Genomic DNA, 19,090 nt, shown 5'->3' with positions numbered 1-19,090 from the left:
TTAACACGTAATTTTAGGTATAGCCGTTTATTTTGGAGTTTTCCAACAGAATTTTAGCTATAAAGATACGTTAGTCATAGATTGTTGGAATAGCTGCACGCTTATGCTGGGTTTTTTGATAGATGGATAAAATTGTAGTTAATACTTCTTGCTCTACCGGCTTGCCTTCAAGAAAATCATCTAATTGCTCGTAGCTGATACCAAGCGCATCTTCATCTTTTTTACCTGGAGTGATACATTCTAAATCGGCGGTAGGAGCCTTGTTAACAAGGCGTTCAGGAGCACCTAAATGTGCTGCTAGTTGTTTTACTTGTCGCTTCGACAGACCAAAAAGTGGCGCTAAATCACAGGCACCGTCACCCCATTTAGTAAAAAAGCCGGTAATATTTTCTGCACTATGATCGGTACCTATCACTAACCCCTGGGTCAACCCCGCTATTTCATATTGTACTATCATGCGGGTTCTGGCTTTAACATTGCCTTTGACAAAATCGATAGAGCTATCTGTGTGGCCGATAAGGTGTTCGTGTTGCATCGCGCCTATTACTTCTTGGTGGATACCTTCAACACCGAGTTTAACGTTAACGTCTAGGCTTTGGCTTGGTTGGATGAATTCTATTGCCTGTTGAGCATCTTCTTCATCAGCTTGTACACCATAGGGAAGTCGAACCGCAATAAACTGATAGTTGCCTTGACCCTCTAGGTTTAGTTCGTTAACCGCTTGTTGAGCGAGTTTGCCACAAGTTGATGAATCTATACCGCCACTAATGCCTAAAACTAGCGTCTTTAAACCTGAGTTAAGTAAGGTATTTTTAATAAAACTGACACGTCGATTAATTTCAAATTCTACATCTATTTCAGGTAGCACTTTCATTTCTTCGATAATAGCTTGCGGATCCATTGATTTTCCTCGCGGTTGACCTAAAAAGCGCCAGTAGTTTAGCAAACTTTATTATTTTTTGTGAGCAAATTTAAATTTATCAACAGAGCATGTGGCCTTTTGTTTCACCTATAGATTTGTGTACAATGCAGTTATAATTTACTGGAAGTAACAATGCGACAGGGCACTTTATGAAAAAGATTGAGGCGATTATTAAGCCATTCAAACTCGATGATGTACGTGAAGCACTGGGTGAAATTGGCGTCACTGGGATGACTGTTTCAGAGGTTAAAGGGTTTGGTCGACAAAAAGGTCATACTGAATTGTATCGCGGTGCGGAATACATGGTGGATTTTCTACCTAAAGTGAAGTTGGAAATTGTTATCCAAACGGAAGATGTTGAACGTTGTATTAAAACAATTATGGACACAGCACAAACTGGAAAAATAGGTGATGGGAAGATTTTTGTCACTGAGGTTGAGCGTGTTATTCGTATCCGTACTGGTGAAGAAGATGCGGAAGCTATTTAATTAGTTGCTATTCTTAGAAAAAGCGTTTTATTATCCTTTCTGTTACCGCTTTTGCTACTCGCTTTTATAACGCGCTTCGGTATAATCGAAGCGCACTTATGTTATAGGTCTTAATTTAGTGAAATTATTATATTCCTTTTTGTTGGTTGCTATGTATTTGTTGATGCAAGGGTGTGCTTCAACAAATCAAAATACTGACTCTGTTATTAACCAATTGGTTATCGCTGAACCATTAGTGGTAAATTATAAACGTGAAGTAGCGTTAGCTCGATTAACTGATGTGCTACACCGGGCAGAAGTAACCGATGAGCAGCGAGCACAATTATATTATGATCGCGGCGTGATCTACGATAGCGTTGGCCTACGTTCATTGGCTCGATTAGATTTTAATCGGGCATTGCGTTTAAAGCCTGATCTGGTAGATGCGTATAACTTTTTAGGCATTCACTATACTCAATTGCAAGAATTTGATCAGGCCTATGAAGCATTTGATTCAGCTTTAGAGTTAGCCCCTGAGCATGAATATGCTTATTTAAATAGAGGCATTGCATTGTATTATGGTGAACGTGCTCATTTAGCGCTGGAAGATTTACAATTATTTTATCAAAAGCAAAAGGATGATCCCTATCGTTTACTTTGGCTCTATTTAGTCGAACAAGAAGTTGACAGCCAAGCGGCATTAATTCATTTAAAACAACATGCTGCGGATATCAATGAAAATGTTTGGGCAAAGCAAATTATTCGTTTGTATGGTGGTGAAATAACTCAGCAGGCATTTATTCGCGATATCACTAATAATGTGAACTCCAATAAGGAGTTCAGCGAGCGATTATGCGAAGCGTATTTTTACCTAGGAAAATTAAATGCCATGCAAGGGGATAAAAGAGCGGCTGCTAACTTTTATAAGTTAGCGTTAAGTACAAATGTTTATGAGTTTGTTGAGCATAGATATGCTCGCTTAGAGTTAGACATTATGCGTCGAAATGTTGTTAATGGTATACCGTCGCAATAATCATTCGGTGCTTGATGAATAAGCGCATACTATTTACTGTTTTTATCTTAATGAGCGTAATGACCTGTTGGTGGTTACGCTCATTTTTTCTGCCTGAAAACTTATCTCAGCGTATTGTTAATGGCAATGCGAGTGAGTATGTGCTTAGTTATGCCAAGTACCTTAAGCTGCCAGCTTATTACATATACCAACGTAAAGGCCAAGCCGTTGGCTCTAATGCTTGGTTGCAGGCAACCAGAGAACTTGCTAATACAAAAGCTAACTATGCGGTAGAGTTAGCGCAATATTTTTTACAACAAGATGATAAACACCAGGGAGAGCTCTGGTTAGCTCATGCAATGACGTTAAAGAATGAGCAGGCGATTTGGATACTGGCTAACCTTCGAGTAAAAGAGGAAAATTATCAGGCGGCAGTTACTTTACTCAGTAAACTAATCGATGATCACGCTAGTGCAGCATGGAGTGAAAAGTCATTGCGTTTGCTAATCGACATTGCGCTCATTCAAGGAGATTTAACCCGTTTAGCAAAATACACTGCAAAGTTGAAGATGATTGAGCCTGAGCATCCATTGTTGAATGAATTATTTCATTATTCGGTATCAGCAGTTAAACCGGATGAACAAAAGCTGAAGGAAACTTGTGTTGCCAGTGTGCAAATGTATGCGACTGAGCTTAGTCATTTACGTCGAGTGTCGCAGTTCATTACTCAATTTAATGAAACATCACTAAATCCTTATGTCTGTTTTACTCAGCCACGTTATATTTCGCTCGCTCAGTTAGGTTGCTGGCATCAAAGGAGTGATACCATTCGATGTGACGAAGGGCACTGGCAGCAGCTAGCAGCGACGATAGACACCCGCTATATTGGTGTGATGTTGCCACAAGGTGGTGCGAACGTTAATCATGGCATCTTATATGTAGACAGCAGCGATAGCTTTACCGTATTTACTCATGAAATAGAGCACTTGCTTGGCTTTATTGATGAATATCCGCTGCCGAAAAACCACGCAAAATGTGCAGCTGTTCAAACCTCACCATTTGCTTTTAATATCGCGGTATTGCCTAAACGCTTATCAGGAAATAGACAAGCAATAAGAAAGCGTATTATCGAACAATTAGCCTGGGGGAAAATGATCAAAGCGCAAACGCCGATATTAACTGAGTCTAATGGTCAGTGGCTTTTAGGCACGCCAGAGGAATATAATAATGAAATAGGCTTATTTAACAGCGATACCTGTTTAAACAACCAATTAGCGCAAAAAAATCAACCGAATGCTATTCAGGCGTTTAAACCTTTAGCGTCGTTGACTAGTATGGCTTACCATGAACTTAGCTTTCCTGACACATACTCGCGTCTGCTAGCAGCAACACCACGGCAGTTTTTAATGCCTGATTTCCAGCGTAATATCGCTATTGCGCAATCAACGGGTCGTTGACTGGCACTATGCTAACTTTCTTTTTCTTTTAATGATGTACTTTTGATTGTTGAGTTTTTATCTTGCAGTGAATTGGTGAATTCTTGTTGTTTTACGATGGCGTTTCGTCGAACCTTGGCTGTCGGCCACATAGTATTTAGGCTGAAAGTTGCTTCTTTTACGTCGAGTTGAGAATTTTTATTTGCGATATCTTTGGCATTTTGGGTGCCAATAAACCATGAAAATAAGGCCATACTACTCACCTATTTAGTACCATCTATAAGTTATAGACGATTATTGTTGATAACACCTAATAGTAAAGACAAGATTCTTGCAATATTTTTAACTAAATTTAGGTATAATTTAGCCTTATTATTGCCGTACTAATGCCAACTTACTGATATGAAAACATTTGATGTTGAAGCGTTTCGTAAACACTTTCCTATTCTAACACAACAAATAGAGCAACATAACTTAGTCTATTTTGATAATGCGGCAACCATGCAAAAACCATTGTCGGTAATTGAAGCAGAGCGGCAGTTTTATTTAACTACAAATGCAAATGTGCATCGTGGGGCGCATACGTTAAGCAGCATGGCTACCAGCTTATTTGAACTGGCGCGCGTTAAAGTGCAAAAGTTCATTAATGCATCTTCTGCTAAGGAAATTATTTGGACTAAAGGCACGACTGAAAGTATTAATTTGATCGCTCAGGCCTGGGGGAGTGAATTCCTTTCTCCAGGAGATGAGATAGTGTTGAGTTATGCTGAACATCACGCCAATATTGTGCCCTGGCAGGCGATAGCTAAGCAAAAAGGGGCAAAAATAAAGTGGTTAGTCTTGGATGAAGCAGGGCGAATTGACAGAGCTAAGTTAACGCAAGTAATTGGCAACAAGACAAAAATCGTCTGCTGTAGCCATTTATCTAATGTCGTGGGAAAGTTTAACCCTGTTGAATACTTGATTAAATGTGCCAAAGAAGTTGGCGCTTTGACCTTAGTTGATGGCGCTCAGGCTGTTGCTCATACGCAAGTAGATGTACAGAAGTTAGGCTGTGATTTTTATGTTTTTTCTGCTCATAAATTATATGGACCGACTGGGGTTGGCGTGCTTTATGGCAGGCAGTCATTATTAGAGCAGGTATCACCTTATCAATTCGGCGGTGAAATGATTAAAACCGTTAGTGTTAATGAAACGACTTATAATGAATTACCGTTTAAATTTGAAGCTGGCACACCAAATATTGCGGGCTGTATTGCTTTTGCTCAGGCGATAGAGTTTGTTTCACAACATCAGCAAAAGTCACTTTATCAATATAAACAGCAGTTAACTCGCTATTGCTATCAGCAACTAGCTGCCATTAGTGCCGTTCGTTTTGTGGTCAAAGAAATTCCTGATATCCCGTTGATTTCGTTCTATCTTGATAATGCACATCAACAAGATGTTGCTGCAGCATTAGACGCTAAAGGCATTGCCATCCGGGCAGGGCACCATTGCGCCATGCCGTTAATGTCATATTTAGATTTATCAGGCTGTTTGCGTATTTCGTTATCAGCGTATAACACTATTGCAGAAATTGATTACTTGATTGATTGTTTAAAAATGTTAATGACTGAGCCGGCCGAGCAGTCAAATATAGCGTCTAATAGTGCACCAGAGGAACAAGTATCTGAGATACTCGCTTTATTTGCCAAGCAGCAAAGTTGGGATAATAAACACCGGCAGATCATGCTATTAGGCAAAACGCTTAAACGTATGGAAAAAGCCTTACGCACAGAAGAGCGTTTGATCACAGGTTGTGAAAGCGCGGCATGGCTTGATATTAGTCAAATAGCTGGTGGTCGCTATCTGTTGCGGGGAGATAGCGATGCTAAGATCATTCGTGGCTTAATGGTGATAGTGTTTAGCGCTTTCAATAACAAAACTGCCGAGCAAATTTTGGCATTTGATATTCATGACTATTTTCTGCAACTCGGTTTACTGAAACATTTAAGTCCATCACGCGGCAACGGTTTATTGGCCATTGTTGAAAAAATTAAAACGTCGGTTAGTTAATTCTACTCATAAGCGAAGGTGTTAGAGTGTTTTGTTTTTTAACTTATGGCGATGTAGTAATTTATTAATGGCTTTACCTACGGCAAAAAAAGCAAAACTGGCAGTAACATGGGTGGCCGCACCAAAGCCACCACTGCAATCTAATCGCATTGCGCCATCCTGTGTTTGTTTGGCATGACACACTTCGCCATCGCTGTCTGGATACATTAGTTGCTCGGTGGAAAATACTGCGTCGATACCGAATTTTCGTTTAGTATTTCGAGAAAAATTGTAATCGCGGCGCAGCTGGTTTCTGACTTTAGATAATAATGGGTCTTGATAGGTCTGGCTAAGATCAGCAAGTTGGATTTGGCTAGGGTCTGTTTGACCGCCAGCGCCACCCACGGTGATTATCGGTAATTTGTTTCGTTTGCAATGAGCGATAGTTGCGGATTTTATTTTAACTGAATCTATGGCATCGATAACATAATCGTATCCCATTGACAGTAGTTCAACTAGATTTTCTTCGGTGACAAAGTCTTCTATGATGTGGACAATACATTCTGGGTTTATTTGTTTAATACGCTCAGCCATAACATCGACTTTGCTTTCACCAACCGTTGTTGTCAGTGCGTGGATTTGCCGGTTAATATTAGTCGTACAAATATCATCTAAATCGATTAATGTAATGGTGCCAACACCTGAGCGTGCCAACGCTTCTGCCACCCAAGAACCGACGCCACCTATGCCAATAACGCAAAAGTGTGATGCTTGAATGACCTTTGCGCCTGTCTGGCCATATAAACGACTAATGCCGCCAAAACGTAACTGATATTCAGACATGAATTAAATTTTTAAACCGGAATCTAGTAAAGCGCGCATTATATACTGCGACAGGTAAAAAATGTATTGCCCGGCAATTTTATTTTCGCTAACTGGCTCGTTTTTCTATGGAGTAAAGCGCAATTGTATTGTATGAGGAGAAACGCTTGAAATTGGTTTGTATCCAATATTCAAAATGAATAAGTATTTGAGTAATTAGTTAAAACTAGTGTTTGAAAAATCAGTGAAGGCTAGTAACTTTTTGCGAAATTTTTATGTTTACAGCTATAAAAAAGGCAGCTTAATCGCTGCCTTTTTTCGATAAAATTAAATGAACTTATCTGTCTTTTAATGGCACAAATTCGCGGTTGATTTCACCAACATAGTTCTGACGAGGACGGCCAATTTTTTGACCTGGCTGACCTAACATTTCATCCCAGTGAGATATCCAACCTACGGTACGTGACATCGCAAAAATCACCGTGAACATATTGGTTGGAATACCAATAGCTTTCAAGATGATACCTGAGTAGAAGTCTACGTTCGGGTATAATTTTTTCTCAATGAAATATGGGTCTTCAAGTGCTACTTTTTCCAGTGCCATAGCAACATCTAATAGTGGATCTTTAATGCCAAGCTCTTTTAATACTTCATGGCAAGTTTCACGCATGACAGTAGCGCGAGGATCGAAGTTTTTGTAAACACGATGTCCGAAGCCCATTAAGCGGAATGGATCATTTTTATCTTTCGCTTTGGCAACAAATTCATCAACACGTTCTAATGAACCAATTTCTTCTAACATAGTTAAACATGCTTCGTTAGCACCACCATGTGCAGGTCCCCATAATGATGCGACACCTGCTGCGATACAAGCATATGGGTTAGCGCCAGAAGAACCAGCTAAACGTACTGTGGACGTTGAAGCATTTTGTTCGTGGTCCGCATGTAATGTAAAGATACGGTCCATTGCGCGCGCTAATGTTGGACTAACTTTGTATTCTTCAGCCGGTACTGAAAACATCATATGCAAGAAGTTTTCTGCATAGCTTAATTCATTGCGCGGATAAATAAACGGTTGTCCAATGCTGTATTTATATGCCATTGCTGCAATGGTAGGCATTTTCGCGATTAAACGATGAGCACTGCGCATTCGTTGTTCTGGGTCATTAATATCTAAATCACTGTGATAAAAAGATGATAATGCACCTACAACACCACAAACCATCGCCATTGGATGAGCATCTGGCAAGAAGCCCTGAAAGAAATGCACTAGCTTCTCATGCACCATAGTGTGGTTAGTAATGATGTCTTTAAATTCATCATATTGTGATTTTGTCGGCGCTTCTCCATTTAAAAGGATATAACAAACTTCTAAATAATCGGCTTCTTTTGCCAAACTGTCGATTGGATAACCACGGTGCTGAAGTACACCTTTAGCTCCGTCGATATATGTAATAGCTGATTCACATGAAGCGGTGGCTAAAAAGCCTGGATCATATGTGAAGTAGCCTGCACCACCTAATGTACGAATATCAATTACGTCATTGCCAGCTGTACCAGAAAGAACTGGTAACTCGGCAATTACCTTGCCATCAATACTAAGAGAGGCTTTTGAATCAGCCATATGTTTTACCCCTATCTAATTCGTTTTTCTGAGTAACCTTGATTTATATAATTATAGCAAATTGCAAAGTTAATCAGTTTTTATGAATATAAAACTGCGCGCTATTCTACTGCAAAACACCCCCTATAAGTCAATTCAAATGTTATATGTTTAGACTAAAGTCATATGAATAATTGTTATAGGTCAAAAAATAGACGCAAGCCTTTAAAATTGCGATGAATTTGTCGGTTAAGAAATTGTAATTAAAAACTTAGGGCTATATAATCACGGTGATCTAAGTTTTGTTTGCTGATCACTTTAAGTTTTGCAAATATCTACTAAGATCCTTGGGGGGTTGCTCATACAAATTATTCTTGGGTAACAATAAAAAAAAGTTGAAGGCTCTTTGAGCTCTTAGGCACAATCGTGAAAAAACAACGTCCTGTAAACCTAGACCTAACTACAATAAAAATGCATCCAGCAGCAAATGTCTCTATTTTGCACCGTATTTCTGGTGTCATTATGGTGTTTGCTATTGGTATTTTATTGTGGACACTTTCATTATCATTATCTTCTGCTGAAGGATTCGCACAAATAAAATCATTACTTGATGGCGTATTCTTTAAATTGATTATTATCGGTATTACTTCTGCTCTTATTTACCACGTACTTGGTGGTATTCGTCATTTGTTGATGGATATGGGGCATTTTGAAGAGTTAAGTTCTGGCAATGCTACTGCTAAATTAGTGCTTGCTCTTTGGCTGATCCTAACTGTCGTTGTAGGAGTTAATTTATGGTAAATAATGCAGCAACTGTAGGCCGTAGTGGCGTACATGATTTTATTCTTATTAGAACGAGTGCAGTGGTACTGGCGCTTTATACTTTTTATATCTTAGGTTTCTTTGTTACCACACCTGAAGTGACGTTTGAGTTATGGCAAGGTTTCTTTGCCAATATGTGCACTAAAGTGTTCACTCTTGTGGCATTGTTCGCCTTATTGATTCATGCTTGGATCGGTATTTGGCAGGTATTATCAGACTATATCAAACCAGCGTTTTTACGTGGTGTGTTACAATTTTTCTTTGCTGTTACTTTACTTGCGTATTTAGTAACTGGCTTTTTGACAGTGTGGGGTGTGTAAATGAGCGTACCTGTTCGTGAATTTGACGCCATAGTAATTGGCGCCGGTGGCGCCGGTATGCGCGCCGCATTAGCTATTTCTGAATCAGGCCAATCTTGTGCTTTGATTTCAAAAGTGTTTCCAACCCGTTCTCATACCGTATCTGCACAAGGTGGTATTACCGTCGCATTAGGTAATGCCCATGAAGATCACTGGGAACAACATATGTACGATACAGTGAAAGGTTCTGATTATATCGGTGACCAAGATGCGATCGAATACATGTGTAAAACGGGTCCGGAATCAATTATCGAATTAGAAAAAATGGGCTTACCATTTTCTCGCTTTGATAACGGTAAAGTATATCAACGCCCATTTGGTGGTCAGTCTAAAAATTTCGGTGGTGAGCAAGCGGCTCGTACCGCTGCTGCAGCTGACCGTACTGGTCATGCATTACTTCACTGTTTATACCAACAAAACGTTAAAAACAAAACTAATGTTTTTTCTGAGTGGTACGCACTAGATTTAGTCAAAAATGATGATGGTCATGTGGTTGGTACTACCGCTATTTGTATTGAAACCGGTGAAGTGTGTTACTTTAAAGCGCGTGCTACCGTATTAGCAACGGGCGGCGCTGGACGTATTTTTGCTTCGACGACTAATGCTCACATCAACACAGGTGATGGTGTCGGTATGTCGCTTCGTGCTGGCGTGCAAATGCAAGACATGGAAATGTGGCAGTTCCACCCAACAGGTATCGCTGGTGCAGGTGTATTGGTGACTGAAGGTTGTCGTGGTGAAGGTGGTTACCTGTTAAATAAAGACGGTGAGCGCTTTATGGAACGTTATGCGCCAAATGCTAAAGATTTAGCGGGTCGCGATGTTGTTGCGCGTTCAATGATGACGGAAATCCGTGAAGGTCGTGGTTGTGACGGTCCTTGGGGTCCTCATATTAAATTGAAACTAGATCACTTAGGTCGTGAAACCTTGAATCAACGTCTACCAGGCGTATGTGATTTATCTAAGACCTTTGCCCATGTCGATCCAGCTGAAGAGCCAATTCCAGTCATTCCTACTTGTCACTACCAAATGGGTGGTGTGCCTTGTAATGTAAATGGTCAAGCGATTAGCTTTAATCCTGAAACAGGAGAAGACACCATTATTGAAGGTTTATTTGCCGTCGGTGAAATTGCTAACGTATCGGTACATGGTGCTAACCGTTTAGGTGGTAACTCATTACTTGATTTAGTGGTCTTTGGTCGCGCTGCGGGTAATTTCTTAGGAACTTACCTTAATGATACGCAAAGTGGACGTGATGCTTCTGAGTCAGACGTTGACGCGGCATTAGCACGTTTCAATCGTTGGGAGTCATCTACAACGGGTGAAGATCCGGTGCAAATTCGTAAAGATTTACAACAGTGCATGCAAATGAACTTCTCGGTATTCCGTGAAGGTGATGCGATGGCTCAAGGCATGAAAGAATTGACGGAAATTCGTGAGCGTTTACAACATGCTAAATTAGACGATAAGTCTTCAGAATTTAACACGCAACGTATCGAGTGTTTAGAGTTAGATAACTTAATGGAAACTGCATTTTGTTCTGCTAAGGCAGCTAATTTTAGAACTGAATCTCGTGGTGCGCATGCACGTCAAGATTTTACTGAGCGTGATGATGAGAACTGGTTATGCCACTCAATTTACTCGCCAGATACTGAAGAGATGTCTAAGCGCTCAGTAAATATGAGCCCTGTTCACCGCGAAGCTTTCCCACCGAAAGCACGTACATACTAAGGAGCATTAACGATGAAACAAGTTTTTTCGATTTACCGTTACAACCCTGATGTTGATAATGCGCCTTATATGAAGGATTACGAATTAGAGATCCCTGAAGGCTCTGACATGATGGTACTTGATGCGTTAATCTTGTTAAAAGAGCAAGATCCAACGTTATCATTCCGCCGTTCTTGTCGTGAAGGTGTTTGTGGTTCAGATGGTTTAAACATGAATGGTAAAAATGGCTTAGCCTGTATTACGCCATTATCTGAGCTTAAGGCAAGTAAAATCGTTTTACGTCCATTACCAGGTTTGCCCGTTGTGCGTGATTTAATTATTGATATGACTCAGTTCTACAATCAATATGAAAAAATCAAGCCTTACTTGATTAACGATGGTAAAGAACAGCCAGCACGAGAGTTCTTACAATCGCCTGAAGAGCGTGAACATCTAGACGGTCTTTATGAGTGTATCTTATGTGCTTGTTGTTCAACATCTTGCCCGTCTTTCTGGTGGAATCCGGATAAATTTATCGGTCCGGCAGGTTTATTACATGCTTATCGTTTCTTAATCGATAGCCGTGATACTGCAACAGAAGAGCGTTTAGATGATTTACAAGATGCCTATAGTGTATTCCGCTGTCACGGTATCATGAACTGTGTGGATGTTTGTCCGAAAGGATTGAACCCGACGAAAGCCATTGGCCATATTAAGTCAATGTTACTTTCTCGCGCAGTGTAATATTTAACAGCAGAGTGCATTTATGTGCATTCTGCTGTTTTATTAGCCGGTGTAGTCGTCGTTTGTTTTGTCTGTATTAGCCGTTAGTCTAATTGACCAGCAAATGATAATTATTTAATTTTTTATTGCTTTTATCCCATAAAGGAACAGGCAATGCCAGAAGGTGTAATGAAGGCTTGGTTAGAGTCTTCCCATTTAAGCGGTGGTAATACTGCTTATATTGAAGAATTGTACGAATCTTACCTAGATAACTCGCAATCTGTTTCAGCAGAATGGCGTGAAGTATTTCAACAGCTGCCAAAAATTGAAGGTGCCGATGTTGAATATCATCACTCAGCAGTCCGCGAAGAGTTTAGAGAGCTGGCCAAGCAAGGTCACAAAACTGTCGTGGTTTCATCAGGCGGTGATGCTAAGCAGGTTAAAGTACTTCAATTAATTAACGCATTCCGTTTTCGTGGTCATCAAAACGCTAATTTAGATCCATTAGGTATTTGGCAACGAGAAAAAGTGCGTGATTTGCAGTTATCCCATCACGACTTATCTGAAAACGATTTTGATAAAGAGTTTAACGTTGGTTCTTTTGCCGTAGGCCAAGACACCATGAAGTTAGGCGATTTATACAAAGCGTTGCAAAAAACCTACGTTGGTTCGATTGGTGCAGAGTATATGCACATTACATCGACCGGAGAAAAACGTTGGCTTCAGAGTCGCTTAGAGTCAGTACAATCACAGGCAAAATTAACTGTTGATGAGAAAGAAGAAGTACTGAAAGGGCTGATCGCGGCAGACGGCTTGGAAAAATACTTAGGGGCTAAGTTCCCCGGCGCTAAACGCTTCTCTCTTGAAGGTGGTGATGCGTTAATTCCTATGCTTAAAGAGATTATTACCCGTGCTGGCAGCCATGGAACGAAAGAAGTCGTTGTCGGTATGGCACACCGTGGCCGTTTAAATGTTCTTGTTAATGTTATGGGCAAAAACCCGAATAAATTATTCGATGAGTTTGCCGGTAAAACTGACGAAGCATTAGGTTCAGGTGATGTTAAATATCACCAAGGTTATTCGTCAGATTTTGTTACACCAGGCGGTAATGTGCATTTAGCATTAGCGTTTAACCCGTCGCATCTTGAAATTGTTAACCCTGTCGTGATGGGCTCGGTAAGAGCAAGACAAGATCGCCGAGGTTGTGATCAGGGTGATTTAGTGTTACCTGTGACCATTCATGGTGATTCAGCGATAGCTGGTCAAGGGGTAGTGCAAGAAACTTTTAATATGTCACAGGCAAGGGCATTTAAAGTTGGCGGTACTATTCGTATTGTTGTTAATAATCAGGTTGGTTTTACGACGTCAAAACAAGAAGATACTCGTAGTGGTGAGTACTGTACTGATATTGCGAAAATGGTACAGGCACCAATTCTTCATGTGAATGGTGATGATCCTGAAGCGGTGATTTTAGCAACCCAAGTGGCGCTTGATTATCGTAACACCTTTAAACGCGATGTTGTTATTGATCTTGTTTGTTATCGTCGCCATGGTCATAACGAGGCAGATGAGCCAAATGCGACTCAGCCGATAATGTATCAAAAGGTGAAGAAGCACCCTACACCTCGTCAGTTATACGCCGATAAGCTTAATGCTGAAGGCTCTATTTCTGCGGCAAAATCTAAAGAGTTAACCGAATATTACCGTAAATTGCTTGATGAAGGTCAATGCACGGTTGAACAGTGGCGCCCGATGACAGAGCATTCTGTGGATTGGACGCCATATTTAGGTCATGACTGGGATGATGCTTATGAAGCATCTTTGTCAATGGAAAAGATTAAAGCGTTAGCTGAAAGCATTTCCAGCTATCCTGAATCACATCCGGTGCAATCTCGGGTCAAGAAAATTTATGATGACCGCGTGAAAATGGCCAAAGGTGAGAAGTTACTCGATTGGGGCTTTGCTGAAAATCTCGCCTATGCCTCAATAGTTGATGACGGGCAGCGTGTTCGTATTACTGGCCAAGATTCAGGTCGTGGTACTTTCTTCCACCGTCATGCGGTGTTGCATAATCAAGAAGATGCATCACAATATGTGCCATTACAAAATATCCGCGAAGGTCAGGGGCCATTTGATGTTCATGACTCAGTGTTATCTGAAGTGTCGGTATTGGCATTTGAATATGGCTATACTACCGCTGAACCTGCCGGCTTAACTATTTGGGAAGCACAATTTGGTGACTTTGCTAACTGTGCGCAAGTGGTATTTGATCAGTTTATTTCATCGGGTGAGCAAAAGTGGGGCCGTTTATGTGGTTTAACCATGTTATTGCCACACGGCTATGAAGGACAAGGACCTGAGCACTCATCCGCACGTTTAGAACGTTATTTACAACTTTGTGCCGATCACAATATGCAGGTTTGTATTCCATCAACACCTGCGCAAGTATTTAATATGTTGCGTCGTCAGGTAGTACGTCCTATGCGTCGTCCACTTGTGGTAATGTCACCTAAATCATTATTGCGTCACCCGTTAGCGGTTTCTTCATTGGAAGAGTTAGCGTCTGGTGTATTCCATAATGTCATCGGTGAAGTTGACAAAGATATTAAAGCGGAAAAAGTTGAACGCGTTGTTTTCTGTAGCGGTAAGGTCTACTACGAGCTGTTAGAACAACGTCGTAAAAACGAACAGAAAAACGTGGCGATTATCCGCGTTGAGCAGTTATACCCATTCCCGGAAGCCGAGTTTGCGAAAGAGTTGGAACAGTATCAACATGTAAAACAGTTTGTCTGGTGTCAGGAAGAACCGCAAAACCAAGGTGCATGGTATTGTTCTCAGCATCATTTTAGAGCGATGCTTCCTGAAGGTACGTATTTGACATATGCTGGCCGTAAGCCGTCTGCAGCGCCTGCTGTTGGTTATATGTCTGTTCATGTTAAAGAGCAACAAGCGTTGGTTAACGAAGCGCTAACTGTTGAATAGCACATTTTGTGTGGCGAAAAGATTGTAAGGAATAAATGAATGACAACCGAAATTAAGGTTCCTGTTTTACCAGAATCAGTTGCAGACGCAACGGTAGCTACTTGGCATGTACAGGTAGGCGATAGCGTAACCCGTGATCAAGTGTTAGTAGATATTGAAACGGATAAAGTGGTATTAGAAGTACCTGCAACTGTTGATGGTGTGATCACCGAAATTTCTCAACAAGAAGGTGCAACGGTATTAGGCGAGCAAGTGATTGCTATCTTAACTGAAGGAGCAGCTGAAGCAACTGCTGCTCCTGCGGCGAGTGAAGCGCCTGCTGCTACAACTGGTGGCGAAGCGTTAGATATTTTAGTACCTGTATTACCTGAGTCTGTAGCAGATGCAACGGTAGCAACCTGGCATGTTGCTGAAGGTGATGCGGTATCACGTGATCAAGTGTTAGTTGATATTGAAACAGATAAAGTTGTGTTAGAAGTGCCTGCGACTGCTGATGGTGTGATGGGTAAGATTTTACACGCAGAAGGTGATACTGTTTTAGGTCAGCAAAAAATAGCTGAAATGAGCGCTGGCGCTACGGCATCAGCAGCACCTGCCGCTTCTGCAGAAGATGCAATTAGTTCAGATGAATTGGCCAGTCCGTCAGTTCGCCGATTAATGACAGAGAAAGGTTTAACAGCAGCTGATGTTACCGGTTCTGGCAAAGGTGGTCGTATCACTAAAGAAGATGTTGAAGCAGCAGCGAATAAGCCAAAAACAGCGCCACAAGCTTCAGCTCCTGCACCAGCTGCACAAGCGTCTGCGGCATTAGGTGAGCGTACACAAAAACGTGTTCCTATGACGCGTTTACGTAAAACCATTGCCAACCGCTTATTAGAAGCGAAAAACTCTACGGCAATGTTAACGACATTTAACGAAGTGAACATGAAGCCAATCATGGATCTTCGTAAGCAATACAAAGATGTATTTGAGAAAACACATGATACACGTTTAGGTTTTATGTCGTTTTATGTGAAAGCAGTAACAGAAGCATTAAAACGTTTCCCAGCAGTTAATGCCTCAATTGACGGTGATGATATCGTTTATCACAACTTCTTTGATATTTCGATTGCGGTTTCTACACCACGTGGTTTGGTTACTCCTGTATTACGTGATGCAGATCAATTAAGCATGGCAGGTATTGAGAAAGGCATTAAAGACCTAGCGATCAAAGGTCGTGATGGTAAGTTAAGCATGGATGACATGCAAGGTGGTAATTTTACTATCACTAATGGTGGGGTATTTGGTTCGTTATTATCAACGCCAATCATCAATTTACCGCAAACTGCGATTTTAGGCATGCATAAAATCCAAGATCGTCCAATGGCGGTTGATGGTAAAGTAGAAATCTTACCTATGATGTATTTAGCGCTATCTTATGATCACCGCTTAATTGATGGTAAAGAATCTGTTGGCTTCTTAGTGACAATTAAAGAATTGCTAGAAGACCCAACACGCTTACTATTAGACGTTTAATCAAACCTTGATTGTGTTAAAAAGCCGCTTAATAGCGGCTTTTTTTGTGTCCGTAATTCTGAGTATTAGCCTTTTACTATACCTTCTGTACAACATTCATCTTGCAGAAAACTGATCACTTGCTTGAGTCTGTCATATTCTACCACACAGTATAAAGTACGGCTTTCTCGTCGTTGTTTAATGAGTTTGGCGGACACTAAACTTGAGATATGGTGTGATAATGTTGAACCAGGGATGCTCAATTCTTCTTGGATCACCCCCACAGGTAAGCCGTTTAAGCCTGATTTTACCAATCGTTGAAAGATAGCTAATCGTGTTGGATGGCCTAGTTCTTTCAATGCTTTAGCGGTGCTATCAATGTCCATAATTTATTTCACAATAGTTATTTATATTTCGATATTACTAGAAATAACTTGCAATTAGCAAATATAAAATTATAATTCGAAAAAACTAGAAATATGAAAATATAGAGGTAAGGGCATTATGAATGAATCGATTGAAAGTACATTAAATATGTTTGTCTTTCTCGCGCTAGAGTTAACTACGCTGTTCTTGGTGATAAGTTATTTGGTTGGCGTTATACAGTATTATATTCCGCCAAGTAAAATTGAAGCCTTACTGAGTAGTAAAAAAGGCAAAGGACATATTATTGCTGCTTTTCTTGGCGCAATAACACCATTTTGTTCTTGTTCGACGATTCCTTTTTTAAAGGGATTATTGCGAGCAAGAGCGGGGTTTGGACCCATGTTAGTGTTCTTATTTGCCAGTCCTTTGCTTAATCCTATTGTCTTAGGTTTATTTACTGTGACTTTTGGTTGGCAAGTGGCGTTGTTTTATTTTTCGGTGGCGATTATTGTTTCGGTATCTGCGGGCGTTATTTTAGAAAAGCTTGGTTTTGAGCAATACGTAAAAGAGGAGGACTACATTGAAACTCCGTCTTCAGGTTGTGCGAGTAAATGTTCTACTAAAGAAAGGCCGGTCTCTAAATGGTTAAAAATCTGGCAAAGCACCTGGAAAGACTTTAAAGCGGTACTGCCATATTTAGCAATCAGTATTACCGTTGGTGCAGTGATTCATGGTTTTGTGCCGGCAGAGTTTATTGCCAGCGTCGCCAATAAAGATAACTTACTTGCTATTCCAATTGCCGCCGTCATTGGTATTCCTCTGTATATTAGGGCCGCAGCTATGATCCCGCTCAGTTCTGTTTTGGTTTCCATGGGCATGGGCTTAGGCGCAGTTATGGCATTAATTATCGGTAGTGCAGGTGCAAGTTTAACGGAAGTTATTTTGCTTAAATCTTTGTTTAAAAATCAGATGATTATCGCTTTTTTAGTGGTGGTGCTTTCTATGGCTGTCGGAGCAGGAACCTTGTATTCACTCTTATTCTAAATACAGGTTACTTAATGGATAAGCCTTATTGCTTAAATTGACCAGGGGTTGTGCCGGTATGTTTTTTAAAGGATTTATAAAAGGAAGATTTCGCGTTAAAGCCTGACGCCATTGCAATGTCTAGGATTGATAACTTGCCTTCTATCAGCAGCTCCTTTGCGTATTCAGCGCGCCAGCGATTAATATAATCAAAAAACGATTCGCCTAAGTGTTCGTTTAAGGTTTGAGATAAATAGTTTGCTGGCACAACCAATTGCTGAGCTAACTCAGGCAATGAAAGGTTTGCGTGTAAGTAGTATTGATGTTCTTTCATGGCATGATCTAATTTATCAGCAATACTTTTTGACTGCTCAATGCCAAGCGCTGAACGTTGATACTTGTTTTTTCCTGACGACACCACCTGCTCAAGGTTATCGTCCGCTTTATTGGCCTTTTGTTCGCTTAGATACCTTTGGTGATAACCAGGTTTTTGCCTTAAACCCCAGACACAAAGCGTCCAAATCATTACAAAATAACATCCAGCAATAACCTCTGTGCTGACTATAGCGAAATGGCTGAAGATAGTTGAAATTAAGTGTAACAACACGGATAGCCAAGTGAGCACAAAAATGAATACCAACCAAATAACCCAACGTAATTCCCGTTGCTCATTTGATGAAAATAGCATGTGTAATTGCTTGTGATAACGGGTCAGCTTATTGGCAATTGATATCAAGTAGCTGCTTGTCTGGATCAAAAATATGATAAATAGCAAAAAAAATGAAATGACTATCGACATGCCTTGAACATCATCCGGTTGTTTACCGATGATAAATATTTCAGAGACGAGATCAAAAGGCTGTGTTGCCATGTAAAGTGACAGTAAAACACCTAAAATGGCCGGAATAAAATGCGGCCAATAACGCTGACTTAACTGCCAAGGTGTTGGTGAAGTTAAGCCACTAATATACAACCATAACGACAAGGGCTGAACGGCAATAATCGGTGGAATGATAAATAAGGAATAATAGCTCAGTTCAGGCCATATGGTATTTAATGCGGGCAGGGTAAATGTTAAACCACTAGAAATAAAAAATAGCGTTAAAGGAAAATAAATAGGCGCATTTGGTAATCGAGGTAATATCATGGATACGGCGAGAATGATCTGTCCAAACGCTGCAATCAATAAAATGATAGAAATAATATTTTCTTGTATCAAATGCTGACCTCTTTACCCTGAAATAATCATTTTATAATGATTGGTGAATACTTTAACCCCGTTATTAATATACACAAAGCTATGAATAAAAAGCAG

17 protein-coding genes are annotated in these 19,090 nt (G+C 40.5%); 11 read left to right on the top strand and 6 right to left on the bottom strand.

Annotation, left to right across the window (positions count from 1 at the left end):
- Window positions 1–70: 70 nt before the first annotated feature.
- On the bottom strand, window positions 71–901 hold the full coding sequence (gene nadE / locus QQK06_RS02435) for an NAD(+) synthase (protein WP_284242995.1): 831 nt from the start codon (window positions 899–901) through the stop codon (window positions 71–73).
- A 170-nt stretch (window positions 902–1,071) separates the two neighbouring features.
- On the opposite strand from nadE, the gene glnB reads away from it, so the two are divergent.
- From glnB to QQK06_RS02420, 3 genes are all read left to right on the top strand, one after another.
- Window positions 1,072–1,410: a nitrogen regulatory protein P-II gene (glnB, locus tag QQK06_RS02430; protein ID WP_284242994.1), complete on the top strand. Its 339-nt coding sequence runs from the start codon at window positions 1,072–1,074 to the stop codon at window positions 1,408–1,410.
- 118 nt (window positions 1,411–1,528) lie between these two features.
- Window positions 1,529–2,422: a lipoprotein NlpI gene (nlpI, locus tag QQK06_RS02425; protein ID WP_284242993.1), complete on the top strand. Its 894-nt coding sequence runs from the start codon at window positions 1,529–1,531 to the stop codon at window positions 2,420–2,422.
- A 14-nt stretch (window positions 2,423–2,436) separates the two neighbouring features.
- Complete coding sequence (locus QQK06_RS02420; RefSeq protein ID WP_284242992.1) at window positions 2,437–3,858, top strand: tetratricopeptide repeat protein; 1,422 nt, start codon at window positions 2,437–2,439, stop codon at window positions 3,856–3,858.
- Window positions 3,859–3,869: 11 nt separating this feature from the next.
- Here the strand turns inward: QQK06_RS02420 and QQK06_RS02415 are convergent, their stop codons facing one another.
- Window positions 3,870–4,091: a hypothetical protein gene (locus QQK06_RS02415; RefSeq protein ID WP_284242991.1), complete on the bottom strand. Its 222-nt coding sequence runs from the start codon at window positions 4,089–4,091 to the stop codon at window positions 3,870–3,872.
- A 148-nt stretch (window positions 4,092–4,239) separates the two neighbouring features.
- On the opposite strand from QQK06_RS02415, the gene QQK06_RS02410 reads away from it, so the two are divergent.
- Complete coding sequence (locus QQK06_RS02410; RefSeq protein WP_284242990.1) at window positions 4,240–5,892, top strand: SufS family cysteine desulfurase; 1,653 nt, start codon at window positions 4,240–4,242, stop codon at window positions 5,890–5,892.
- Window positions 5,893–5,913: 21 nt separating this feature from the next.
- Here the strand turns inward: QQK06_RS02410 and tcdA are convergent, their stop codons facing one another.
- Together tcdA and QQK06_RS02400 are read right to left on the bottom strand one after the other, a co-directional pair.
- Window positions 5,914–6,714, bottom strand: coding sequence for a tRNA cyclic N6-threonylcarbamoyladenosine(37) synthase TcdA (tcdA, locus tag QQK06_RS02405; protein ID WP_284242989.1), 801 nt, complete (start codon window positions 6,712–6,714; stop codon window positions 5,914–5,916).
- Window positions 6,715–7,030: 316 nt separating this feature from the next.
- Window positions 7,031–8,317 (bottom strand): citrate synthase, encoded by a 1,287-nt coding sequence (locus tag QQK06_RS02400; RefSeq protein ID WP_284242987.1) that lies wholly within the window; start codon window positions 8,315–8,317, stop codon window positions 7,031–7,033.
- A 405-nt stretch (window positions 8,318–8,722) separates the two neighbouring features.
- Between QQK06_RS02400 and sdhC the strand changes: the two genes are divergently transcribed.
- The 6 genes from sdhC (at window position 8,723) to odhB (ending at window position 16,407) form a co-directional block, all read left to right on the top strand.
- Window positions 8,723–9,097, top strand: a complete 375-nt coding sequence (gene sdhC / locus QQK06_RS02395; RefSeq protein WP_284242986.1) for a succinate dehydrogenase, cytochrome b556 subunit — start codon at window positions 8,723–8,725, stop codon at window positions 9,095–9,097.
- Window positions 9,091–9,438: a succinate dehydrogenase, hydrophobic membrane anchor protein gene (gene sdhD / locus QQK06_RS02390; RefSeq protein ID WP_284242984.1), complete on the top strand. Its 348-nt coding sequence runs from the start codon at window positions 9,091–9,093 to the stop codon at window positions 9,436–9,438. The genes sdhC and sdhD overlap by 7 nt, the downstream gene beginning before the upstream one ends.
- The gene (gene sdhA, locus QQK06_RS02385; RefSeq protein WP_284242983.1) at window positions 9,439–11,208 is read left to right on the top strand and encodes a succinate dehydrogenase flavoprotein subunit; all 1,770 of its coding nucleotides are present in this window, start codon (window positions 9,439–9,441) and stop codon (window positions 11,206–11,208) included. It begins immediately after the preceding gene.
- A gap of 12 nt (window positions 11,209–11,220) precedes the next feature.
- A complete protein-coding gene (locus tag QQK06_RS02380; RefSeq protein ID WP_284242982.1) occupies window positions 11,221–11,931 on the top strand; it encodes a succinate dehydrogenase iron-sulfur subunit in 711 nt (236 codons plus the stop codon).
- A 153-nt stretch (window positions 11,932–12,084) separates the two neighbouring features.
- Window positions 12,085–14,892 carry a 2-oxoglutarate dehydrogenase E1 component gene (locus QQK06_RS02375; protein WP_284242980.1) on the top strand — a complete coding sequence of 936 codons (2,808 nt, stop codon included), beginning with the start codon at window positions 12,085–12,087 and terminating at the stop codon, window positions 14,890–14,892.
- Between the two features lie 39 nt (window positions 14,893–14,931).
- Window positions 14,932–16,407 carry a 2-oxoglutarate dehydrogenase complex dihydrolipoyllysine-residue succinyltransferase gene (gene odhB / locus QQK06_RS02370; protein WP_284242979.1) on the top strand — a complete coding sequence of 492 codons (1,476 nt, stop codon included), beginning with the start codon at window positions 14,932–14,934 and terminating at the stop codon, window positions 16,405–16,407.
- A gap of 65 nt (window positions 16,408–16,472) precedes the next feature.
- On the opposite strand, the gene QQK06_RS02365 is transcribed toward odhB, so the two are convergent.
- The gene (locus QQK06_RS02365; RefSeq protein WP_284242978.1) at window positions 16,473–16,772 is read right to left on the bottom strand and encodes an ArsR/SmtB family transcription factor; all 300 of its coding nucleotides are present in this window, start codon (window positions 16,770–16,772) and stop codon (window positions 16,473–16,475) included.
- 118 nt (window positions 16,773–16,890) lie between these two features.
- Between QQK06_RS02365 and QQK06_RS02360 the strand changes: the two genes are divergently transcribed.
- Window positions 16,891–17,796 (top strand): permease, encoded by a 906-nt coding sequence (locus tag QQK06_RS02360; RefSeq protein ID WP_284242977.1) that lies wholly within the window; start codon window positions 16,891–16,893, stop codon window positions 17,794–17,796.
- 25 nt (window positions 17,797–17,821) lie between these two features.
- Here QQK06_RS02360 and QQK06_RS02355 read toward each other — a convergent pair whose 3' ends face one another.
- Window positions 17,822–18,994: a helix-turn-helix transcriptional regulator gene (locus QQK06_RS02355; protein ID WP_284242976.1), complete on the bottom strand. Its 1,173-nt coding sequence runs from the start codon at window positions 18,992–18,994 to the stop codon at window positions 17,822–17,824.
- Between the last annotated feature and the right edge of the window lie 96 nt (window positions 18,995–19,090).

Origin of the sequence: Thalassotalea insulae (genome assembly GCF_030161395.1) — a bacterium.
In the GTDB taxonomy this organism is placed as follows: domain Bacteria; phylum Pseudomonadota; class Gammaproteobacteria; order Enterobacterales; family Alteromonadaceae; genus Thalassotalea_E; species Thalassotalea_E insulae.
The sequence above is the reverse complement of the archived record's forward strand: the minus strand, read 5'-3'. Positions and strand labels throughout refer to the sequence as shown.

Coding starts and splice junctions, on each gene's coding strand:
- odhB (WP_284242979.1), top strand. CDS start 14,932: ATGACAACCGAAATTAAGGTTCCTGTTTTACCAGAATCAGTTGCAGAC.
- sdhA (WP_284242983.1), top strand. CDS start 9,439: ATGAGCGTACCTGTTCGTGAATTTGACGCCATAGTAATTGGCGCCGGT.
- tcdA (WP_284242989.1), bottom strand. CDS start 6,714: ATGTCTGAATATCAGTTACGTTTTGGCGGCATTAGTCGTTTATATGGC.
- QQK06_RS02360 (WP_284242977.1), top strand. CDS start 16,891: ATGAATGAATCGATTGAAAGTACATTAAATATGTTTGTCTTTCTCGCG.
- QQK06_RS02415 (WP_284242991.1), bottom strand. CDS start 4,091: ATGGCCTTATTTTCATGGTTTATTGGCACCCAAAATGCCAAAGATATC.
- QQK06_RS02365 (WP_284242978.1), bottom strand. CDS start 16,772: ATGGACATTGATAGCACCGCTAAAGCATTGAAAGAACTAGGCCATCCA.
- QQK06_RS02375 (WP_284242980.1), top strand. CDS start 12,085: ATGCCAGAAGGTGTAATGAAGGCTTGGTTAGAGTCTTCCCATTTAAGC.
- sdhD (WP_284242984.1), top strand. CDS start 9,091: ATGGTAAATAATGCAGCAACTGTAGGCCGTAGTGGCGTACATGATTTT.
- QQK06_RS02380 (WP_284242982.1), top strand. CDS start 11,221: ATGAAACAAGTTTTTTCGATTTACCGTTACAACCCTGATGTTGATAAT.
- QQK06_RS02400 (WP_284242987.1), bottom strand. CDS start 8,317: ATGGCTGATTCAAAAGCCTCTCTTAGTATTGATGGCAAGGTAATTGCC.
- nadE (WP_284242995.1), bottom strand. CDS start 901: ATGGATCCGCAAGCTATTATCGAAGAAATGAAAGTGCTACCTGAAATA.
- glnB (WP_284242994.1), top strand. CDS start 1,072: ATGAAAAAGATTGAGGCGATTATTAAGCCATTCAAACTCGATGATGTA.
- QQK06_RS02410 (WP_284242990.1), top strand. CDS start 4,240: ATGAAAACATTTGATGTTGAAGCGTTTCGTAAACACTTTCCTATTCTA.
- QQK06_RS02420 (WP_284242992.1), top strand. CDS start 2,437: ATGAATAAGCGCATACTATTTACTGTTTTTATCTTAATGAGCGTAATG.